This window comes from Providencia sp. (assembly GCF_040396775.1).
GTDB lineage: Bacteria > Pseudomonadota > Gammaproteobacteria > Enterobacterales > Enterobacteriaceae > Providencia.
In genome coordinates this window covers 41,348-62,116 of sequence record NZ_JBEBNT010000022.1, presented here as the reverse complement: position 1 = coordinate 62,116, position 20,769 = coordinate 41,348, and the positions used below count along the sequence as shown (strand labels likewise).

Here is a 20,769-nt window from a genome sequence, read left to right as displayed (position 1 = left end):
CATATTTCGAATTGTAGGGGTGTTGGCTTCGCTTGCTAACCCTAGTCACATACTTTTGTATACTCCCCGAGCTATCCTCGCTGGTCGCCTAGTCACAACTCAAACTATTTAGCGTATTAATGAAGTAACTAAATGAAATTTGGTTGTTTTTTGTGTTGTTGAATCATGAGTAGCGTTTGGTTGATGATTTCTAATCAGAGTGTGCTATTATTTGTACTAGTTAAATAGTATGGATGGATAAACGATGACAGCAAATCAACACCATGATCCGGCGCTAACAGCCGATGAGAACGCTGACTGGCTGCGCTTTGTAAATTTACTTCAACTGGCCTTTGAACAAGATATTCAATTGTCAGTTCTGCAATTACTGCTTACTCCAGATGAACGAACGGCTTTAGCAACTCGGGTAAGGATCGTGCAAGAACTGATGCGTGGCGAAATGAGCCAACGAGAACTGAAAAATGAGCTCGGAGTTGGAATAGCGACGATTACACGTGGGTCAAATAGTTTAAAGTCAGCGCCTATTCCAGTGAAGGCGTGGCTGGAGCAGCAACTCCTCTGATATTCGTCATACTTCAAATTGTAGGGGTGTTGGCTTCGCTTGCTAACCCTAGTCACATACTCGTGTATGCTCCTAGGGCTTAGCGCCACTCGCCGCCTACCTACAATCTGAATTATTTAGAATATCTTATTCGTTATACTTCAAATTGTAGGGATGTTGGCTTCGTTTGCTAACATATTTTAAATATTTGTCGTATTTCAAATAAGTACACATAAAAAAAGTATGGTTTCCCATACTTTGGTGTGTATAAAAGTGGCACTTTTGCCTACATGCAATTTTAATTATTTTGAGTATAATTAGTCTTCGACTTGGTTTAGCTCTTTATAAATTTCATGCTTAATGGGAACCAAAGCCAATATTAAGGCTTGTTGGTAAACACTGGTGCGGGTTAATACACCGTCAGTGAAAAAACCAATGGCTCCACCTTGTTGTTTGATATTATCGATGCCCGTCAAAAAGGCCATTTCATCGCCGAGTTCACGACCTTCGCGAATACCTGCCAGAATTTTTTCTGGTATCATAATACTTGCAGAGCGAGATTCACCGCGAATTTGCTTGTGTTCAATGACAATCCAAGCGAAAGTCATATCATCATCAATACCCGCTTCAATACCGACCCAAAAGTCAGCTTCTGGGCGAACTTGTCTTGAAGCCATCACGCGTTGTCTAGCGCCTGTACGGGTTTCATTATTACCGATAGGTTGCTGTGGAACACTGCTATCGACGTTAATATCTTCAATTTGATAACTGCCTGGCCCAAATACAGCATCGAAAGCTAGATGGATCGCTTTAATTTTGGCAGGGTTAGTCGTTGCAGCTATAACTTGGTACATTCATTATTTTCCTTTGAACACATACTTCGAAAAGTAATAACGGAACACATCTATGTTACAGGTTTATCTTGTTCGCCATGGCGAAACTGAATGGAATTTGGCTCGCCGCATCCAAGGACAATCTGATAGCCCTCTGACAGCCACGGGACGATTGCAAGCAAAGCAAGTGGCTGAAAGGATAAAATCAGAAGGCATTACCCATATTATCACTAGTGATATGGGGCGCACACTAGAAACTGCACAAATCATTGCAAGTGTATGCGGATGTGAAATTATCACAGAACCGCGTCTACGTGAACTAAATATGGGCGTGCTGGAACAAAGAGCGATTGAATCATTGACGGAAGAAGAAGAACAATGGCGCAAAAGCTTGGTTGATGGCACTCACGGCGGGCGTATTCCCAATGGTGAATCCATGGAAGAGCTCTACACCCGTATGTTTGCGGCGCTCAATAGCTGCTTAGATTTACCCGAAGGTAGCCGACCACTACTGGTTAGTCATGGGATTGCATTGAGTTCCTTGATTAGCCGTATTATGGGCGTCCCTGCGTATTCAGAACGTCGCCTACGCCTACGTAACTGCTCGTTATCGCGTGTGGACTACCAAAACAGCCCTTGGTTAGCCAATGGCTGGATTGTTGAAACGGCAGGGGAAGTGACCCATTTAACGCAACCTGCATTGGACGAACAACAAGGTTAGTGATAGAAAAAAGGCGCTTCAATGTTGAAACGCCTTTCAATTATGCGGCTACGGCAACATCTGTTTTGATAGGCACATAATAATCAAACGTATCAATGTGCGTTTTTGGGTCATCACTATCAGGTTTAACATTGTGTAACTCAATGTTTTTTAATCGATAATGTTCGATGTCATAACCTGGCCGACGGGTTAAATTGAGTTTTGGTAAATAAACCCCATAGATCTGGTACAAAAACTCTTGTAGCGCATCACGAGTTGGCACGCCACTGAATGAAAATTTGACATAATTTCCACTTGGTAGCGTGATATTCGCATACTGTTCGGTATTGAAACTCGCATCTTCAGGCTTCACAGCTGTCGTGTAAAACACGGTCTGCTCATCTTCTTTTTCAGGATTATGGATTGCATGGTGCAAGCCAAAAACCTCTGAGGCAATCGTTGCTGTATTGTCCAGATAATAATGCCAGAACGTTTGGCGCATTTTTGAGCAGGCTGTTGACCATTCTTCTAATGCATATGAACAGCTTTGTTCTAAGCCAACCAATGCTAATTCAGGCATTGCGATAAATTCATGGTCAATATTGATGTGATTATCTAAAATAATCGGCGGGCAAATACCCGCAGCGCACCACTCTTCACTACGGCGGTAAAAAGCGGGTGTTAAATTAAACTGCTTTTTAAAGGCGCGCGTAAATGTTTGTTGCGAGTCAAAGCGATATTGCAGCGCAATATCTAAAATCGGGCGGCTAGTTAAGCGTAATGCTACCGCAGCACGAGAAAGCCTTCTCGCTCGAATATAAGCCCCAATCGCTTGGTCGGTGACCTCTTTGAACATTCGTTGTAAATGCCACTTAGAGTAGCCTGCTTTTGCAGCAACATTATCCAGCGAAAGCGGTTTATCGAGGTTATCATCTATCCAGCGAAGCAAGTCGCGAATAATATTAGTTTGATCCATGTATATCCCCAGCCAATGCGACTTATAGAACAGATATAATCTATCAATGAATTGCTATTCTATATCAAGTTATCTTTTTCGTTTATAGTAAATGAGTTGTATTTGGGAATTAGTTAGAAAAGTAAATAATTAACCCTGTAACGGTGTTTTATTGGTGTAAATTGAATAGGAAACCCAGTATGCGTTTTTCCACGTTAAAAAAAATCGTATTTGCGTCGTTGTTAGCGGCAGCGTCTGGTTCAGCGCTCGCTGAAGAAGTTGGTTCAGTGGATACTGTGTTTAAAATTTTTGGGCCAGACCATAAAATTGTTGTTGAAGCCTTTGATGACCCTGATGTTGAAAATGTGACATGCTATTTGAGTCGTTCAAAAACGGGCGGGATCAAGGGGGGGTTAGGGTTAGCGGAAGATACGTCTGATGCGGCAATTTCCTGCCAACAAGTTGGTCCCATTGAATTGAGCGACCGTGTAAAACGTAAACCAACAAAAGGCCAGGTTGTTTTCCAGAAAAGAACGTCGTTAGTCTTCAAAAAACTGCAAGTTGTACGTTTTTACGACCCAAAACGGAATGCACTGATTTATTTAACCTACTCAGACAAAATGATCGACGGCTCTCCCAAAAATGCCTTAAGTGCAGTGCCGATTATGCCTTGGTAGTATTGAGTGATGAGCATAAAAAAGCACCTATAAAGGTGCTTTTTTATGTCGGAAAATTAGCTAGCTAATTATTCGTCTAAATCACCACAGAAACGATAGCCTTCACCGTGAATGGTCGCGATGATTTCAGGCGTGTCTGGAGTCGATTCAAAGTGTTTACGAATACGACGGATCGTCACGTCAACGGTTCTGTCGTGTGGTTTTAATTCACGGCCAGTCATTTTCTTCAGTAAGTCAGCACGGGTTTGAATTTTGCCCGGATTCTCACAGAAATGTAGCATCGCACGGAACTCACTACGTGGTAATTTGTAGTGTTCACCTGCTGGGCTGACTAATGAACGACTATTAATGTCCAATTCCCAACCATTGAATTTATAACTTTCAACAAGGCGACGTTCTTCAGTGCCACCTGCTAAATTCATGGTACGAGATAACAAGTTACGCGCACGAATGGTCAGTTCGCGTGGGTTAAATGGTTTGGTGATATAGTCATCAGCACCGATTTCGAGGCCAAGGATTTTATCGACTTCGTTATCACGGCCTGTTAGGAACATTAAAGCGATGCTTTCTTGTTCACGCAACTCACGAGCCAGCAATAAACCGTTTTTACCTGGTAAGTTAATATCCATGATGACTAAATTGATGTCATGCTCAGAGAGGATGTTATTCATCTCTTCGCCATCAGTTGCCTCATGGACCACATAGCCTTCCGCTTCAAAGATACTTTTTAGCGTATTGCGTGTGACAATCTCATCTTCAACAATCAAAATGTGTGGGGTCTGCATAGTTGCTACCTAAGTATTAAAATAAAAATACTGAACTCACAAGCCGTTTCCAGTTAGGTGGTTATTGATATTGTTCTCTGGAAAAACACGTTCATGAGTATAAATTTGTTTTGAAATTCAACAGTGACTTTATGTTGCCGTTTCTAGCAATTGACTCTAAAAGTGAATCAAAATATAAGCACTCTCCCAATATTGGGCTGTTAACAGCAATATAACAGCTAATACTGCATTTACCACCTAAAAAACTAACTTTTGTTGATACATATCAAAATCAATTGTAGCACGTTAACAAAAATTGTTAGGGAGATAATTATATAAATTAACTGACTGTTTAGATATCGGATAGGTGCTTAAAATTGCAGAAGGTAATGAGAGGGATTCCTGTTTGAGGTTGATATTAAAGCATTAAGTTTTTAGCGCGCTAAATATAGCATTATTAATAATGCACAATTTGTGAGCTAGCTCGAATTCCGAAGGGTTCCTTGTATTGCTAGAAGAAAGCTTTAGGGGCTCAGTGATAGCGGGAATGTAACATTAACGCCTTTAGCTTGGGTTTTTATGGTGTTTAATTAGGAAAGTCACCTATTTTATTTTTATTAAATGATTTTTTTTTACAATTAAGAAACATATTCATTGGTTTTTTTGTTTTTTGATGTTCAATAAAATCATCCGTTTAAGTAAAAATACTTAATTGTGGGGGGGGGCTTAGGTAGATGAAGCAGAATAACGATAAATTTTTTGTTTTTGGAAGATGTACCTTGCTCACAACAAAGTTAGGTCACACGTTATTATTGGTTATTTAATAGCCTAATTTAAATTTAAATTCGCAAAAATATATTTGACCAATATTTTAGTTATACCCAGTGTTTAAAACTGCTTTTTCTGTGCTATTTCTCTTTTTATTCAAAATTAGGTTCTTTATGTAGATAGTTTTTAATCAAAAAAAGGCAATTCCAGTGGTGCGTTTTTACAAATAAATTTGACAAATTATAGCAATTGCTTTAACCGTATAGGGAGAAACCTAATGAACCAAATGAGACAGACAGAATTTATGCGTAATATCAGCCTGACTATTATTATTACCACCACCACCGTAACCACAGGAAACGGGGCGGGCTGACGCATCCAAAAAATAAAAATGAAAAAGCCCGCATCCCTTACCAGATGCGGTTTTTTTTTTGGTGTTAATTCAGGAGAGAAATACCATGCGTGTGCTTAAATTTGGCGGTACTTCGGTTGCGAACGATGAACGAGTACTGAATGTTGCTGACATCGCTGAAAGTAAATTAGCAGATGGGCAAGTGGCTTTGGTGCTGTCGGCACCAGCAAAAATCACTAACCATCTCGTTGCAATGATTGATAAAACGGTTGCAGGCCAGGATGTCATCACGCATGTGAATGATGCAGAAATGATTTTTGCTAACCTACTAAAAGGATTGAAAGAAAAACAGCCCGGTTTCGAATATGACCGACTGAAAAAACTCACAGAACAAGAATTCGCGCAAATCAAACAAGTACTGCATGGTATTACTCTTCTAGGCCAATGCCCTGATAGCATTAACGCATCAATCATTTGTCGTGGTGAAAAACTGTCAATCGCCATTATGGAGTCCGTTTTAAAAGCACGGGGCCATAACGTCACGGTAATCAATCCTGTCGAAAGTTTATTAGCAAAGGGGCATTACCTTGAGTCTACAGTTGATATCAATGAATCAACGAAGCGAATTGCTGACCTGAATATCCCTAAAGACCACTTTGTGTTAATGGCGGGCTTTACTGCGGGTAATGAGAAAGGGGAGTTAGTCGTTTTAGGCCGTAATGGTTCAGACTACTCAGCTGCCGTATTAGCCGCATGTTTACGTGCAGATTGTTGTGAAATCTGGACTGACGTGGATGGTGTCTATACTTGTGACCCACGTCTTGTACCAGACGCCCGTTTATTAAAAGGGATGTCGTATCAAGAAGCCATGGAGTTGTCTTATTTCGGCGCAAAAGTTCTTCATCCTCGCACTATTGCCCCAATTGCCCAATTCCAAATTCCTTGCCTGATTAAAAACACCACTAACTTAAGCGCTCCTGGTACTTTGATTGGCGATGGTCAAACTGATGACAGTACGCCTGTAAAAGGGATTACTAACCTGAACAACATGGCGATGATCAACGTCTCCGGGCCGGGTATGAAAGGGATGGTTGGGATGGCAGCGCGTATTTTCTCCGTGATGTCCCGCAAAGGTATCTCAGTTGTGTTGATTACTCAGTCATCGTCTGAGTACAGCATCAGTTTCTGTGTACCACAAGGGGAGTTGTTGCGTGCTCGTAGTGCTCTTGAGGAAGAGTTCTATTTAGAGCTTAAAGATGGCGTGTTAGACCCGCTGGATGTGATGGAACAACTGGCGATTATCTCCGTGGTTGGTGATGGTATGCGCACGTTAAAAGGCATCTCAGCGCGTTTCTTCTCTGCATTGACTCGTGGCAATATTAATATTGTTGCAATTGCCCAAGGCTCATCTGAGCGCTCTATTTCTGCGGTAATTGCTAATGAGTCGGCGACAACCGCCGTTCGTCTCTGCCATCAAATGCTGTTCAATGCAGAACAAGTGATTGAAGCCTTTATTGTTGGTGTCGGCGGCGTGGGTAACGCATTGATCGAGCAAATTCATCGCCAACAGCAATGGTTGAAGCAAAAACACATCGACCTACGTGTGTGTGGTATCGCTAACTCACGTGCGATGTTGACCAATATGCAAGGCATTGACCTTGATAACTGGAAAGCAGAATTAGCACAAGCGAAAGAGCCATTCAGTTTGAGCCGCTTGATCCGCTTAGAGCGTGAATATCATTTCTTAAACCCAGTGATCATCGATTGTACCTCTAACCAAGAAATTGCTGAGCAATATGTGAATTTCTTAAAAGATGGTTTTAACGTGGTAACACCGAACAAGAAAGCAAACACGTTATCCATGGATTATTACCATCAATTACGTACCGCAAGTGAAATATCAAAGCGTAAGTTTTTATATGATACTAACGTAGGTGCTGGCCTGCCAGTTATTGAAAACCTGCAAAACTTACTCAATGCAGGCGATGAGTTGGTACATTTTAGCGGCATCTTATCTGGTTCATTATCCTTTATTTTCGGTAAGTTAGATGAAGGCATGTCATTGTCTGAAGCCACCACATTAGCAAAAGAAAAAGGCTTTACTGAGCCAGACCCTCGCGATGATTTATCAGGGATGGATGTTGCACGTAAGTTATTAATTTTAGCCCGTGAAGCAGGATACAATTTAGAGTTACAAGATATTCAAATTGAAGCCGTTCTTCCTGCTGATTTTGACAGTTCAGGTCCAGTTCCAGAGTTTATGGCGCGTTTACCGCAACTTGATGCCCAATTTGCTGCGCGTATAAAAGCCGCAGAAGCAGAGCAAAAAGTGTTACGCTATGTTGGTTTGATAGAAGAAGGGCGCTGCCAAGTTAAGATTGTTGCTGTCGATGGCAATGACCCGCTCTTTAAAGTCAAAAATGGCGAAAACGCATTGGCTTTTTATACGCGTTATTACCAACCAATTCCTTTAGTATTAAGAGGTTATGGTGCAGGTAATGATGTTACCGCAGCTGGTGTATTTGCAGATATGTTACGTACTCTGTCATGGAAATTGGGAGTTTAATAAGTGATTAAAGTTTATGCACCTGCTTCAATTGGTAATGTTAGCGTCGGGTTTGATGTCCTTGGGGCGGCGGTTTCACCTGCTGATGGTTCACTATTAGGTGATTGTGTGACTGTCGAGTCGGCAGAGACATTTTCGTTAACCAATAAAGGTAAATTTGTTTCTAAGCTACCAAAGAAAAATGAACACAATATCGTTTACCAATGTTGGCAGTTGTTCTGTGAGCGTTTGGGGAAACCGCTGAATGTAACAATGACGCTGGAAAAAAATATGCCAATTGGCTCAGGCTTAGGCTCGAGTGCATGTTCTGTTGTTGCAGCACTGATGGCGCTGAATGAATTCGCAGAAAAACCGTTTGATGACACGCAGCTGCTTGGCATGATGGGGGAATTGGAAGGGCGTATCTCGGGTAGCGTGCATTACGATAACGTTGCGCCGTGTTTCCTCGGTGGGTTACAGCTGATTATCGAGCAAAATGGCATCATTTCCCAGCCAGTACCTGCATTTGACAATTGGTATTGGGTGATGGCATATCCGGGAATTAAAGTCTCGACAGCTGAAGCGCGTGCTATTTTACCAAACAGCTATCCGCGTCATGATATCGTCAATCATGGGCGTTATCTCTCGGGCTTTATCCACGCTTGTCATACTAATCAGCCATTGTTGGCGGCGACGATGATCCAAGATGTGGTCGCAGAACCATACCGTACACAATTACTGCCCGGCTTTGCTGAGGCTCGACAAAACGCTAAAGAAATCGGTGCATTAGCTTGCGGGATCTCTGGCTCAGGGCCAACATTATTTGCTATTTGTGATGACAAACTTATCGCCGAAAAAATGGCCACGTATTTGCAACAACATTATATTCAGAATGATGAAGGCTTTGTGCATATCTGCCGTTTGGATCTCGCCGGGGCAAGGACAATAGGGTAAACAATGAAACTGTATAATTTAAAAGATAACACCGAACAAGTCAGCTTCGCGCAAGCCGTCAAACAAGGTTTAGGTAAGCAGCAAGGCCTGTTTTTTCCACAAGATTTGCCAGAATTTAGCGCGGCAGAAATTGAAGAATTATTAAAATTAGATTTCGTTACGCGCAGTAGTAAAATTCTAAGCACATTTATTGGTGATGAAATTCCAGAAGCTGAGCTTGCCGCGCGAGTGAAAGCGGCATTTGCTTTCCCTGCACCAGTTTCTAAAGTGGAAGACGATGTCGCAACTCTCGAGCTATATCATGGCCCAACATTAGCCTTTAAAGATTTCGGTGGGCGCTTTATGGCGCAAGCTCTGGGGCAAGTGGCGGGTGAGCAACCCGTTACGATTTTAACGGCAACGTCTGGCGATACTGGCGCAGCGGTGGCGCATGCGTTCTATCGTTTAAATAACGTCCAAGTCGTGATCCTCTACCCAGAAGGCAAAATTAGCCCACTGCAAGAAAAACTGTTCTGTACACTGGGTGAAAATATTCACACAGTAGCGATTAAAGATGACTTTGATGCTTGTCAGGCATTAGTTAAGCAATCGTTTGATGATGAAGAACTGAAAAAAGCATTATTCTTAAACTCTGCAAATTCGATCAATATTAGCCGCTTATTAGCGCAGATCTGCTATTACTTTGAAGCCGTTGCGCAGATCCCTGCTGAAAAACGTGATCATTTAGTGATCTCGGTTCCAAGCGGTAACTTCGGAGATTTAACCGCAGGTTTATTGGCTAAATCCATGGGATTACCCGTTAAGCGCTTTATTGCAGCAACCAACGTAAATGACACGGTTCCGCGTTATTTAGTCGAAGGTGAGTGGAAACCGCATCAAACAGTTGCAACCTTGTCTAACGCAATGGATGTGAGTCAGCCAAATAACTGGCCGCGTATTGAAGAGATCTTTCGCCGCAAAGGTTGGTCGTTGAAAGAGCTAGGGTTTGGTGCAGTTGACGATGAAGTGACAAAAGACACTGTTCGTGAATTGGATAAAAAAGGGTATTTATCAGAGCCCCATGCGGCAGTTGCTTATCGCGTGTTGCGTGATCAATTGCAAGCAGGTGAATATGGCCTATTTTTAGGTACAGCTCACCCCGCTAAATTCAAAGAAAGCGTTGAGGAGATCTTAAATAAACAGATTCCTTTACCGAAAGAATTAGCAGAGCGTGCAGATTTGCCTCTGTTATCTCACTTATTACCTTCTGATTTTACAAGGTTACGTGAATTTTTAATGAAATTAGCACCTAAGCAATAAGCGGATTGTGGTGTCAAAACGGAAGCTTAGGCTTCCGTTGAGGTTGTTGACAAAGCAGGATAAAAGCGTGGTTTTTCCTGCTTTGTGTTATCAGCCGAAAATCAATGAGTTGATTTTCCTCGTCTATTTTCAAAACTAATCCAACCTGCAGTCAAACCTAATCGGTTTGTCAGCAGTCAAAACGGAAGCTTAGGCTTCCGTTTTTGTTTAACGGATAGCTAATTAATTAGTATCATCATGGTATTATTGATTAAATTGAACTCCAGCCATCATCACCATCACGTCCGCCATCAGAACCACCGCGCCCACCTTTTCCCCCTTTGCCACCGTTTGGTCCTGCATCACCGCCTTTTCCGCCATCTCCATTTCCTGAACCATCACCTCCATTGCCTCCATTTCCACCATTTAATCCTCCATTGCCCCCGTTACCGCCGTGACCATTGACAGAACCATTTCCACCATTTCCGCCATTTCCTCTGCCGTCACCGTTTCCCCCATTGCCCCCATCACCACCATAGACACCACCACTGCCGCCATTGCCCCCATTACCATTGCTTCCTGGTGCTGCGTTTCCACCATGGTTGCCGTGGCTCTGAGTTGTATGGTTTCCACCATTCCCCCCATTTCCACCGTTTTGTCCGTCGCCTCCAGCTCCGCCATTGCTACTACTACCATTACTGCCGTTTGTGCCATTTTGTCCACTGTTCGAGGTATTTTCTTGATAAATCAATTGAAAAGAATTTTCTTTTTGAAGTATTGGTCCGCAATGGAATGGGGAAGACGGGGCATTAATGATGGCAGTGGCTTCCTGAGATAAGCAATTAATCAATAAATTAAAAGAGTTAGTAGCGTGACTTGTGATAGATATACTCATTAATAATAGAGAGCAGAATGATAGGGTTGATTGGTTATTCATAAGCGCCTCCATTTCCCCCTTTAGGTAAGGGGGAAATATTGATTGGTATAATTAATTAATGGCCATTGCCACCATTGCCACCATTTCCTCCGTTGCCGCCATTTCCACCATTGCCTCCGCTTCCACCGCTCCCTCCATGGCCTCCGTTACCGCCATTCCCACCATTACCGCCATGATTCTGCCAAAGCTCAGATGTCGCTAATGGTGGCGTTTCTAATAATGAGAGAAAGTATGTTGCTGCAAAAGAAGAAATTGGAAATAATAAAGATATAATTAAAATAGATGTTTTATGCATATAAATTCCTTGTTTAAAGTGAATTAAATAAACTGCATAAAAAATTTTAAATAATTATTTGTAATATTCAATAGAGTAACGAGTTAATTAATTCATTAAATTTATTGAAAGTGAATATAAAATGATGGGTTTAATTTTTAGAGTGAGTAGTGAGGTGAAAGCCATATTATTATCATGAATATAATATGGCTTATATAAAAATCAATTTAATGCTTTTAAATGATTTTTTATTTCATTTTGAATGTATTCAGATGAACTATTTTTATTTAAATTGAGCATAACAATTGCTTTTTCATGTTCATTCATATCAGCAAATAAAGTCGCTGATTTGGCTTGGTTTGGTTTGAAGTTTTTTGATTTTTCAAGGTGTGATTGTATACTGCTTAGTGTTGTGGGGGATGTATTATTTTGAGTGAAACTTAAGGCTATAGCCGCTTTCTCATGGCTATCTAATTGAGAAAATGCAGTACCACTATGAATATTTTTCTCAATATTAATACCAGCTTGGCTTAAATGTTGTTGGATTGCATGCTGGTTAGTTGGCGAACTATTATTTTCAGTAAATGTTAATGCAGTGGCTGCATTTTTATGAACACTCATGTCTGACTGCGCACTTGCAATATTAGTAGTCGCAACAATAAAACTTAATGCAATAATAACTTTCTTCATTATCTGTCCTTATTTAATTAAATGTATTTTCAATAAGGTGATAATAATGCAAACATACTGTCTTAATACTGACAGCAAAATGACAATCTTGCCATTTTACTGTTAAATGTTTAGTTATTGGGTAAGAAAAGGGTAAATCGTGTTGAATATTCATCAGACGCCACGCTGATAGTTCCTTTATGGGTCAATATAATGGACTTCACAATGGCGAGGCCGATACCACTTCCTTCATTTTTTCGCTGGCGTGATTTATCGACACGATAAAAACGGTCGAACAGCTTTGGTAGGTGCTCTTCTGGGATTTTTTTTCCAGGATTACTAACAATAATTTCGATGCCATTTTTGACATTCGCTAGGCTTATACTTACCGCGTTGCTTTTTGGCGTATAGCGAATTGCATTAGAAATTAAGTTGGTCAGTGCTCTTCTTAGCATGTCTTTGTCGGCTAAAATGGGGTTAGCTTCACCCACCATTTTAAGCTGAATTTCATTGTCCTCGGCTAAAAACTCAAAATAATCGAAAATAAGTGCAATTTCAGACAGTACATCCACTTGTTTTTTCTCAGGAATGAGCCGATTATCATCAGCTTGGGCAAGAAATAACATATCTGAAATCATTCGAGAAAGTCGGTTGTATTCTTCTAGGTTTGAATAAAGGACTTCGACGAGCTCTTCTTTTGTACGGCTTTTATTTAATGAAATTTGAGTTTCGGTCATTAGGTTTGTAATCGGTGTCCGCATCTCGTGGGCGATATCGGCTGAAAAATTAGTTTGCCTAACAAAGACATCCTCAATTTTGACTATCATTTGGTTAAATGACTCAGTGAGCTGTTTTAATTCTTTTGGTACAGATGTGGGGTCTAACCGAACACTTAAATTTTCAGAGGTGACATTTTTGATTTCATCACTCACTTCTTTAAGAGGTTTAAGCCCTTTAATCACCAGAAAATAGACAATAAAAATCGTTAATAAACATAGCAAAATAGCGCTGATGATTAAGTTATTGATTAGTGAGCTAAGGTAATCGTGGTGAAAGTTAAGAGACAGTGCGGTTACTAACCGATATTGTTTTGTATCATTCTGAACGCCAACTTGAATATGGCTTTGTGCTATACGGTAATTTTTAAGATATTGGTCGTGGTTATCTTTTTCAACATTATAGTTTTTTAATGCTTCAATAATATCTTTATTCGTATTGGGAGAAACTAACGTATTACCCTGATTATCTGAAAGGTAAACAGCAATATCTTGGTGCTCATTTAAAATGGTTTTTATACGCGAAAATTGTTCATTTTGTGGATCAGAATTTTCACTTAATAAGCTGCTAATGGTTAAATTTATCTGACTTAAGGTATATTCATCCTGTTGTTTAAAATGCAGCACAACGGAGTTGATCATGATCCAACTAAATAATAATAAAGCCAGTGAGAGCGTTGCACCGATCAAAACGACAAGCCGAGTTAAAATAGAGACTGGCGTATGAAATAATTTAATCATTTTCTGGGATCTCTAATAAATACCCCATTCCTCTGATAGTGTGGATCAATTTGGGCTCATAATTGAGATCTATTTTCGATCTCAAACGTTTAATTGCCACGTCTATGACGTTAGTATCACTATCAAAATTCATGTCCCATACTTTGGAGGCAATTAAAGAGCGAGATAAAACCTCTCCTTGGTGTAAAACAAAAAATTCAAGTAGCGCGAATTCTTTACTGGTTAAATTAATTTTATCATTGGCACGGGTAACGCGGCGTTTTATTAAATCGACATGAAGATCTGCAATATGAAATTGGGTTTTTTGGATGCTATTATTACCTCGGCGCAATAATGTTCGAACACGTGCCAGTAATTCAGAAAAATCGAAAGGTTTGATTAGATAATCATCGGCTCCCAATTCGAGTCCCTTTACTCGATGCTCAACATTACCCAATGCAGTTAACATTAATATAGGGGTATTCCTTCCCATTGTTCGCAAATTCTTGGCAATTTCCCAGCCATTAATATCGGGTAGCATCACATCAAGAATAATTAAATCATACTCTTCTGTCGTCGCCATATGCAGACCTGTGATCCCATTCTCTATTGCATCAACCACAAAGCCAGATTCTGTTAACCCTTTGGATAAATATTCCCTGGTCTTATGTTCATCTTCCACAATAAGTAATTTCACAGTCACCTCAACGACAATATTTGCACTACTTCATTCTAAGCATTGAAATCCTCAAATGTAAAATGACAAATTTGTCATTTTCATGTCATGAATCTAACAGGCAGCTTTTTTTACTATAACGTCAATGTTAATTATCAGAGGCATGGCTATACCATGTATTTTCCCAAAATATTATTGATAGCGAATGCCCTAATTTTAAGTGGCTGTGTTTCATTAGCACCTGAATACCAACGTCCAAATTTAAATGTACCGAATCAATTAAACAACGGTGCACTCACCTCAAGTGAAAAATCGACATTTTCAGTACCAAGATGGCAAGTGTTTATTCAAGACTCGCAACTGAAAGCGGTTATTCAACGCGCGCTTGAGAAAAATAGTGATCTTTATTTAGCGGCATTAGATGTCGAAGAGGCTCGAGCTCGTTTTGGGCTAGCTAGCGCAGAAAAATATCCTCAAATTAACGCTTCAATGGGAAGCGAGTATACTCAAGGGTTACAGCAAGGTGCTGCATTCGATAAAAAATACAATGCAGGCGTAGATATTAGCTATGAACTGGACTTTTTTGGGCGAATAAAGAACTTAACAGATGCAGATAGGGCCAAATTTATTGCCTCAGAAGAGATGCACAGAGCGACTCAAATTTTAACCATTAAAACGGTCGCAGAGGCTTATTTAGATGTCGCATATAACCAACAGCTCTTATTAATTGCACAAGAGACGAAAACGAGTTATCTCAATAGCCAGTCGATCGTGGCACAAAAAGTGGCAGCAGGAAAAGCGACATTGGCTGATTTAGAACAAGCGAAAGGGCAAGTCCAGTCAATTGAAATCAACATCGAAAATATTCACAGCGAAATTGCCAGAAATGAAAATTTAGTGAATTTTTTAACGAATGATTACATTCAAAAAGTCAAAATACCAGAAGGTGGCTTTGCGCTTAATTACCCTTTGATTACAGCGCCTTCAACTTTATCGTCGGATATTCTATTAAGCCGCCCAGACATTATGGCAGCAGAGCAAAATATCATTTCTGAGAATGCCAATATTGGTGTGGCAAGGGCTGCATTTTTCCCCTCTATTTCTTTCAACACGGGTGTTTCTAACAGCAATGATTCGTTGTCAGGCTTATTTGATTCCTCAAATGGTATTTGGAATTTTATTCCCAAAATCACCCTACCTATTTTTACAGGAGGAACAAATAGCCGAAATCTAGAGCTAGCAAATATTCGCAAAAATAAAGCCATTGTGAACTATGAAAAAAGTATTCAAGTGGCTTTTCGTGAAGTGAAGGATGCATTGGTTATTAAGTCGAGTTTGGAAAAGCAATTAAGTGCACAGGTACTGTATGTCAATACATTGCAGAGCGTCTTGATACAAAAGCAAGCCAGTTACCGCTATGGCGGATCCAGTTATTTAGACGTGCTTGAAGCACAAAGAAGCTTATTTACTGAGCAGCAAAATTTACTGAAGTTAAAAATCGAACAGCAGAAGAATGAGGTGACTTTATTCTCTGCACTTGGTGGTGGGTTTATTAAATCATGAGGATAAGTATGAAAAAGTTAAATGGCATTGTGTTTGCCCTTTCAATCAGCATGTTCACTGTGGCAGGTTACGCAAATGCGGCGGATCATAATCATTCTGTTTACCCTGAAAAAGTTGCAGAACCTGTTATCAATACGGAAGGGAAATTAATTTCTATTGATAGAGAAAATAAGAAATTAACGATTAACCACAAAGAGATTGAAAGTATTGGTTGGCCGCCAATGACGATGCGCTTCACTTATGAAGATGAAAATATGATTAAAGGCTTACAAGATAATGACGAATTAAAATTTTCCTTTGAACAAAAGGGTAATCTTTCAATATTGAAATCCGTCGAAAAAATAAACTAATTAGATAGAGAGATGTTATGTCATTAGTTAACCTCACTAAATTGCTGTTGGTTATTATTATATCGAGCGTTATCTCAATCTTGTTTTATCGCTATTTTTTTGTTGAAGAAAATAGTCGCCAACCAATGGAAAAACAAGAACGCACGGTGTTGTATTGGTATGACCCGATGTACCCAAATACCAAGTTTGATCAACCGGGTAAGTCACCATTTATGGACATGGATCTTGTGCCTAAATATGCCGATGAAAACCAAGGATCAGCAGATAGTAAAGGGATCACTATTAACCCAACTCAAACCCAAAATTTAGGGTTAAAAACGGTTGAGGTAAAATGGGGGCAACTCAGCTATGACTTAACATTTCCTGCCGAAATTACGTTTAATGATCACCAATTTGCGATTGTGCAAGCAAGGGAAAGTGGTTTTGTTGAAAAAGTGTATCCATTTACAGTGGGTGAGCGTATTCAAAAGGGTGTTCCAATTGCAGATTTGACGATCCCCGCATGGGTTGAGGCGCAAAGTGAATATTTAGCGTTAAAACAAATGGGGGCAAGCCAAGCTGATCTTAATAGTGTGACTGAGCGTTTACGATTAAATGGGATGCCTGAAGGCGCACTCTCCCAATTTATTAAAACAGGGAAAGTGCAAACACGTTTTACCATCCAAGCGCCGATATCTGGTGTTATTACTGCATTAAATCTGCGTTTAGGTATGAATATTTCTAAAGAGGTAACTATTGCCCAAATACAAGGAACCAATCCTTTGTGGGTGAATGCATCTGTCTCCCAATCAGTAGCGGAATTATTAACCAAACAAGCTCAGTTTTCGGTGTCTATTCCCGCTTATCCAACTCAGCAATTTACGGTGAAAAATTGGTTGATATTACCGAGTGCGGATCAAGCAAGTCGCACCATTAATATTCGCGCTGAAATTGAAGATAACACCAATGTATTAAAGCCAGGCATGACTGCCTATTTAAACTTGCAGGCGAAAGGCCAAGAAAGTTTATTAATTCCCTCTCAAGCCCTTGTGGATTCAGGGAAAGAACAACACGTTATTGTGGTAGGGGATCAAGGGGAATTTATCCCTAAAAAAGTGCGTGTTATCACTGAATCCCAGCAAACAACGGCTATTTCACAAGGGTTACAAGTTGGCGAAAAGATTGTGACGCAAGGCATTTTTCTTATCGATTCAGAAGCCAATATTGCGGGCGCATTAGCCCGAATGGAAGCGCTTCCCGCGCAATCCGAGTCATCAAATCATTCATTACATAAATCTCAGGAGTAGACTATGTTGGAATGGATTATAAGACGCTCGGTGGCAAATCGCTTTTTAGTGTTAATGGGCGTGGTATTTTTAGTCATTGCAGGGATATGGAGCATTCGTAGCACGCCCGTTGATGCTTTACCTGATTTGTCTGATGTACAGGTGATCATCAAAACGACTTACCCAGGGCAAGCCCCACAACTGGTTGAAAACCAAGTCACTTACCCGATTACGACCACCATGTTATCTGTGCCAGGGGCGAAAACAGTTCGCGGATTTTCGGCCTTTGGTGACTCTTACGTGTATGTCATTTTTGAAGATAATACCGATTTATATTGGGCTCGCTCACGAGTCTTAGAGTATTTAAACCAAGTCCAATCAAAACTGCCAAAAGGTGCAGTTGCCTCAATTGGTCCAGATGCAACGGGTGTAGGCTGGGTATTTGAATATGCATTAGTTGATAAAAGTGGAAAACATAACTTAGCTGAATTGCGTTCACTTCAAGATTGGTTTTTGAAATATGAATTAAAAGCGCTGCCAAACGTTTCTGAAGTTGCCACGGTTGGCGGTGTGGTGAAATCTTATCAAATCATTGTTGATCCGCTTAAGTTATCGCAATTCTCAGTGACATTACCTGAAATAAAACAAGCTGTTGAAATGGCCAACCAAGAGGCTGGTGGGTCTTCCATCGAAATTGCTGAAGCTGAATTTATGGTTAGAGCCAATGGTTATCTGCAATCTATGGATGACTTTAATCAAATCTACCTAAAAACGGCGGAAAACAACGTCCCGATTTACTTGAAAGATGTCGCCCGTATTCAAGAAGGCCCTGAAATGCGCCGTGGCGTTGCTGAGCTTAACGGGGAAGGTGAAGTTGTCGGCGGGATCATTTTATTACGTTCAGGTGAAAATGCACGAAATGTTATTCATGATGTAAAACAAAAGCTTGAGGATTTAAGTGCTAGTTTACCAGAAGGCATTGAAATCATCACAACCTATGATAGAAGCATTCTGATTGATAATGCGATTGATAACCTTAGCTATAAACTACTAGAGGAATTCATTGTTGTTGCCCTAGTTTGTGCAGTTTTCTTATGGCATTTTCGTTCTGCTTTAGTGGCAATTATTTCTTTACCTCTAGGGCTATTCATTGCGTTTATTGTTATGCGTTACCAAGGAATAAATGCAAACATTATGTCGCTTGGGGGAATTGCGATTGCGATTGGCGCAATGGTTGATGCGGCTATTGTGATGATTGAAAATGCCCATAAAAAATTAGAAAAATGGCAGCATCAACATGAAGGGCAAGTTCTCGATAATACGCAGCGTTGGAGATTAATTACGGACTCGGCAGTTGAAGTTGGGCCAGCATTATTTATCAGCTTACTTATTATCACGCTTTCTTTTATTCCTATCTTTACGTTGGAAGGCCAAGAAGGGCGTTTATTTGGGCCTTTGGCATTTACCAAAACCTATGCCATGGCGGGCGCCGCTGCATTAGCGTTGATAGTGATCCCGATATTAATGGGGTATTGGATACGCGGTAATATTCCAAATGAAAATAAAAACCCGCTCAATCGTTGGCTAATTGCAATATATAGCCCAATTTTATTAAAAGTATTGGCATGGCCAAAAACGACATTGCTGATTGGTGTTCTGTCATTGTTCACGGTGATATGGCCATTAAAGCATTTAGGGGGTGAATTTCTTCCATCAATTAACGAGGGTGATTTACTGTATATGCCGTCGACCTTGCCGGGGGTCTCTCCTGCTCAAGCGGCTTTTTTATTGCAAAATACTGATAAGTTAATCAAAACCATTCCTGAAGTTGATACTGTTTTTGGCAAGGTGGGAAAAGCGGAAACCGCCACTGACTCGGCGCCGATGGAAATGATCGAAACCACCATTCGTTTAAAGCCACAGTCTGAGTGGCGTGAAGGGATGACACTGGAAAAGCTTATCGATGAGTTAGATGAAACTGTGCGTTTACCGGGAGTTGCTAATTTATGGGTTCCACCGATTCGTAATCGAATCGATATGCTTTCCACTGGGGTCAAAAGCCCGATAGGTATCAAAGTATCAGGGAAAGATCTCGAAGAAATCGATGCATTTGCACAACAGATTGAAAAAGTAACTAAAACAGTCCCAGGGGTTGTATCTGTATTAGCTGAACGGCTGGTGGGCGGTCGGTATATTGATGTCAAAATCGATAGGGAGAAAGCAGCTCGTTTTGGTATGAGTGTCAGTGATGTGCAGGTGTATATCTCAACGGCCACGGGCGGGGAGATGATAGGGGAAACGGTTGAAGGGATTGAGCGTTACCCCATTAGCCTAAGGTACCCACAGGATTACCGAAACAGTGTTTCTGCACTGAAATTATTACCGATTTTGACACCTAATAAGCAACAAATTGTTCTCAGTGATGTGGCTGATGTGATGGTGCAAATGGGGCCACCGATGCTGAAAACAGAAAATGCACGGCCAACCAGTTGGATTTATATCGATGCACGAGATAGAGATATGGTCTCTGTTATTAATGATATCGATACGGCGATAAAAGATAATATTCAAATGAAACCGGGAGTCAGCTATTCCTTCACTGGGCAATTTGAATTACTTGAAAGAGCCAATCAAAAATTGATGTTAATGGTACCCGCGACCATCATGATTATTTTTGTTTTGCTCTATTTAGCCTTTAGGCGCTTTAGTGAAGCTTTATTGATTTTATTAAGTCTACCTTTTGCCTTAGTTGGTGCGATTTGGTTCTTGTATTGGATGGACTTTAATTTATCCGTTGCAACAGGCACCGGCTTTATTGCACTCGCGGGGGTGGCTGCCGAATTTGGTGTGGTGATGTTGATTTATTTAAGACATGCCATTGAGGATAGAGAAAAACTGCAAGGAATAAATTCATTATCCAATCAGGATTTGGATAGTGCGTTATATGAAGGGGCAGTATTGCGTGTTCGGCCAAAAGCCATGACGGTAGCTGTTATTTTAGCGGGGTTATTACCCATATTGTTAGGTACAGGAGTTGGCTCAGAAGTGATGAGTCGAATTGCAGCCCCAATGATTGGGGGAATGATAACTGCACCATTATTATCGTTATTTATCATTCCTGCTGCGTATAAATTGATCTGCCAAATACGCCATAAAAAATAGATATTTTTGA

General features: G+C 40.6%; 19 protein-coding genes and 1 other annotated feature. Of the genes, 11 read left to right on the top strand and 8 right to left on the bottom strand.

Annotated features, from left to right (window positions below):
* Positions 1-244: 244 nt before the first annotated feature.
* A complete protein-coding gene (gene trpR / locus ABWP91_RS17745; protein WP_353244356.1) occupies positions 245-562 on the top strand; it encodes a trp operon repressor in 318 nt (105 codons plus the stop codon).
* A 296-nt stretch (positions 563-858) separates the two neighbouring features.
* On the opposite strand, the gene yjjX is transcribed toward trpR, so the two are convergent.
* Positions 859-1,395: an inosine/xanthosine triphosphatase gene (yjjX, locus tag ABWP91_RS17740; RefSeq protein ID WP_219245664.1), complete on the bottom strand. Its 537-nt coding sequence runs from the start codon at positions 1,393-1,395 to the stop codon at positions 859-861.
* 52 nt (positions 1,396-1,447) lie between these two features.
* Between yjjX and gpmB the strand changes: the two genes are divergently transcribed.
* Positions 1,448-2,095, top strand: coding sequence for a 2,3-diphosphoglycerate-dependent phosphoglycerate mutase GpmB (gene gpmB, locus ABWP91_RS17735; protein ID WP_353244355.1), 648 nt, complete (start codon positions 1,448-1,450; stop codon positions 2,093-2,095).
* A gap of 40 nt (positions 2,096-2,135) precedes the next feature.
* On the opposite strand, the gene robA is transcribed toward gpmB, so the two are convergent.
* Positions 2,136-3,050, bottom strand: coding sequence for an MDR efflux pump AcrAB transcriptional activator RobA (robA, locus tag ABWP91_RS17730; RefSeq protein ID WP_353244354.1), 915 nt, complete (start codon positions 3,048-3,050; stop codon positions 2,136-2,138).
* Between the two features lie 179 nt (positions 3,051-3,229).
* Here robA and creA point away from each other — a divergent pair, with 179 nt between their 5' ends.
* Positions 3,230-3,706 (top strand): protein CreA, encoded by a 477-nt coding sequence (gene creA, locus ABWP91_RS17725; RefSeq protein ID WP_219245667.1) that lies wholly within the window; start codon positions 3,230-3,232, stop codon positions 3,704-3,706.
* 68 nt (positions 3,707-3,774) lie between these two features.
* On the opposite strand, the gene arcA is transcribed toward creA, so the two are convergent.
* Positions 3,775-4,491, bottom strand: a complete 717-nt coding sequence (gene arcA, locus ABWP91_RS17720) for a two-component system response regulator ArcA (protein WP_206084510.1) — start codon at positions 4,489-4,491, stop codon at positions 3,775-3,777.
* Between the two features lie 1,024 nt (positions 4,492-5,515).
* Between arcA and thrL the strand changes: the two genes are divergently transcribed.
* From thrL to thrC, 4 genes are all read left to right on the top strand, one after another.
* Positions 5,516-5,611 (top strand): thr operon leader peptide, encoded by a 96-nt coding sequence (gene thrL / locus ABWP91_RS17715; RefSeq protein ID WP_206084511.1) that lies wholly within the window; start codon positions 5,516-5,518, stop codon positions 5,609-5,611.
* Positions 5,550-5,672, top strand: a sequence feature (Thr leader region). It overlaps the preceding gene by 62 nt.
* Before the next feature lie 24 nt (positions 5,673-5,696).
* Positions 5,697-8,156 (top strand): bifunctional aspartate kinase/homoserine dehydrogenase I, encoded by a 2,460-nt coding sequence (gene thrA, locus ABWP91_RS17710; RefSeq protein WP_353244353.1) that lies wholly within the window; start codon positions 5,697-5,699, stop codon positions 8,154-8,156.
* 3 nt (positions 8,157-8,159) lie between these two features.
* Positions 8,160-9,089, top strand: coding sequence for a homoserine kinase (gene thrB / locus ABWP91_RS17705; protein WP_353244352.1), 930 nt, complete (start codon positions 8,160-8,162; stop codon positions 9,087-9,089).
* Between the two features lie 3 nt (positions 9,090-9,092).
* Positions 9,093-10,388, top strand: coding sequence for a threonine synthase (gene thrC / locus ABWP91_RS17700; RefSeq protein ID WP_353244351.1), 1,296 nt, complete (start codon positions 9,093-9,095; stop codon positions 10,386-10,388).
* Positions 10,389-10,638: 250 nt separating this feature from the next.
* On the opposite strand, the gene ABWP91_RS17695 is transcribed toward thrC, so the two are convergent.
* From ABWP91_RS17695 to ABWP91_RS17675, 5 genes are all read right to left on the bottom strand, one after another.
* Positions 10,639-11,304: a hypothetical protein gene (locus tag ABWP91_RS17695; protein ID WP_353244350.1), complete on the bottom strand. Its 666-nt coding sequence runs from the start codon at positions 11,302-11,304 to the stop codon at positions 10,639-10,641.
* A 55-nt stretch (positions 11,305-11,359) separates the two neighbouring features.
* Entirely contained in the window at positions 11,360-11,599 is a 240-nt protein-coding gene (locus ABWP91_RS17690) for a hypothetical protein (protein ID WP_353244349.1), read from the bottom strand.
* Between the two features lie 201 nt (positions 11,600-11,800).
* The gene (locus ABWP91_RS17685) at positions 11,801-12,268 is read right to left on the bottom strand and encodes a PcoE/SilE family metal-binding protein (RefSeq protein ID WP_353244348.1); all 468 of its coding nucleotides are present in this window, start codon (positions 12,266-12,268) and stop codon (positions 11,801-11,803) included.
* A gap of 110 nt (positions 12,269-12,378) precedes the next feature.
* The gene (locus tag ABWP91_RS17680) at positions 12,379-13,764 is read right to left on the bottom strand and encodes a Cu(+)/Ag(+) sensor histidine kinase (RefSeq protein WP_353244347.1); all 1,386 of its coding nucleotides are present in this window, start codon (positions 13,762-13,764) and stop codon (positions 12,379-12,381) included.
* Positions 13,757-14,440, bottom strand: coding sequence for a heavy metal response regulator transcription factor (locus tag ABWP91_RS17675; protein WP_353244346.1), 684 nt, complete (start codon positions 14,438-14,440; stop codon positions 13,757-13,759). Before ABWP91_RS17675 ends, ABWP91_RS17680 begins: the two co-directional genes overlap by 8 nt.
* Positions 14,441-14,593: 153 nt before the next feature.
* Between ABWP91_RS17675 and ABWP91_RS17670 the strand changes: the two genes are divergently transcribed.
* The 4 genes from ABWP91_RS17670 to ABWP91_RS17655 are packed head-to-tail and all read left to right on the top strand — an operon-like array spanning position 14,594 to position 20,759.
* Positions 14,594-15,982: an efflux transporter outer membrane subunit gene (locus tag ABWP91_RS17670; RefSeq protein ID WP_353244345.1), complete on the top strand. Its 1,389-nt coding sequence runs from the start codon at positions 14,594-14,596 to the stop codon at positions 15,980-15,982.
* Between the two features lie 8 nt (positions 15,983-15,990).
* A complete protein-coding gene (locus ABWP91_RS17665) occupies positions 15,991-16,332 on the top strand; it encodes a copper-binding protein (RefSeq protein ID WP_353244344.1) in 342 nt (113 codons plus the stop codon).
* Positions 16,333-16,349: 17 nt separating this feature from the next.
* On the top strand, positions 16,350-17,618 hold the full coding sequence (locus tag ABWP91_RS17660) for an efflux RND transporter periplasmic adaptor subunit (RefSeq protein WP_353244343.1): 1,269 nt from the start codon (positions 16,350-16,352) through the stop codon (positions 17,616-17,618).
* Positions 17,619-17,621: 3 nt separating this feature from the next.
* Positions 17,622-20,759, top strand: coding sequence for an efflux RND transporter permease subunit (locus ABWP91_RS17655; RefSeq protein ID WP_353244342.1), 3,138 nt, complete (start codon positions 17,622-17,624; stop codon positions 20,757-20,759).
* The last annotated feature ends 10 nt before the right edge of the window (positions 20,760-20,769 follow it).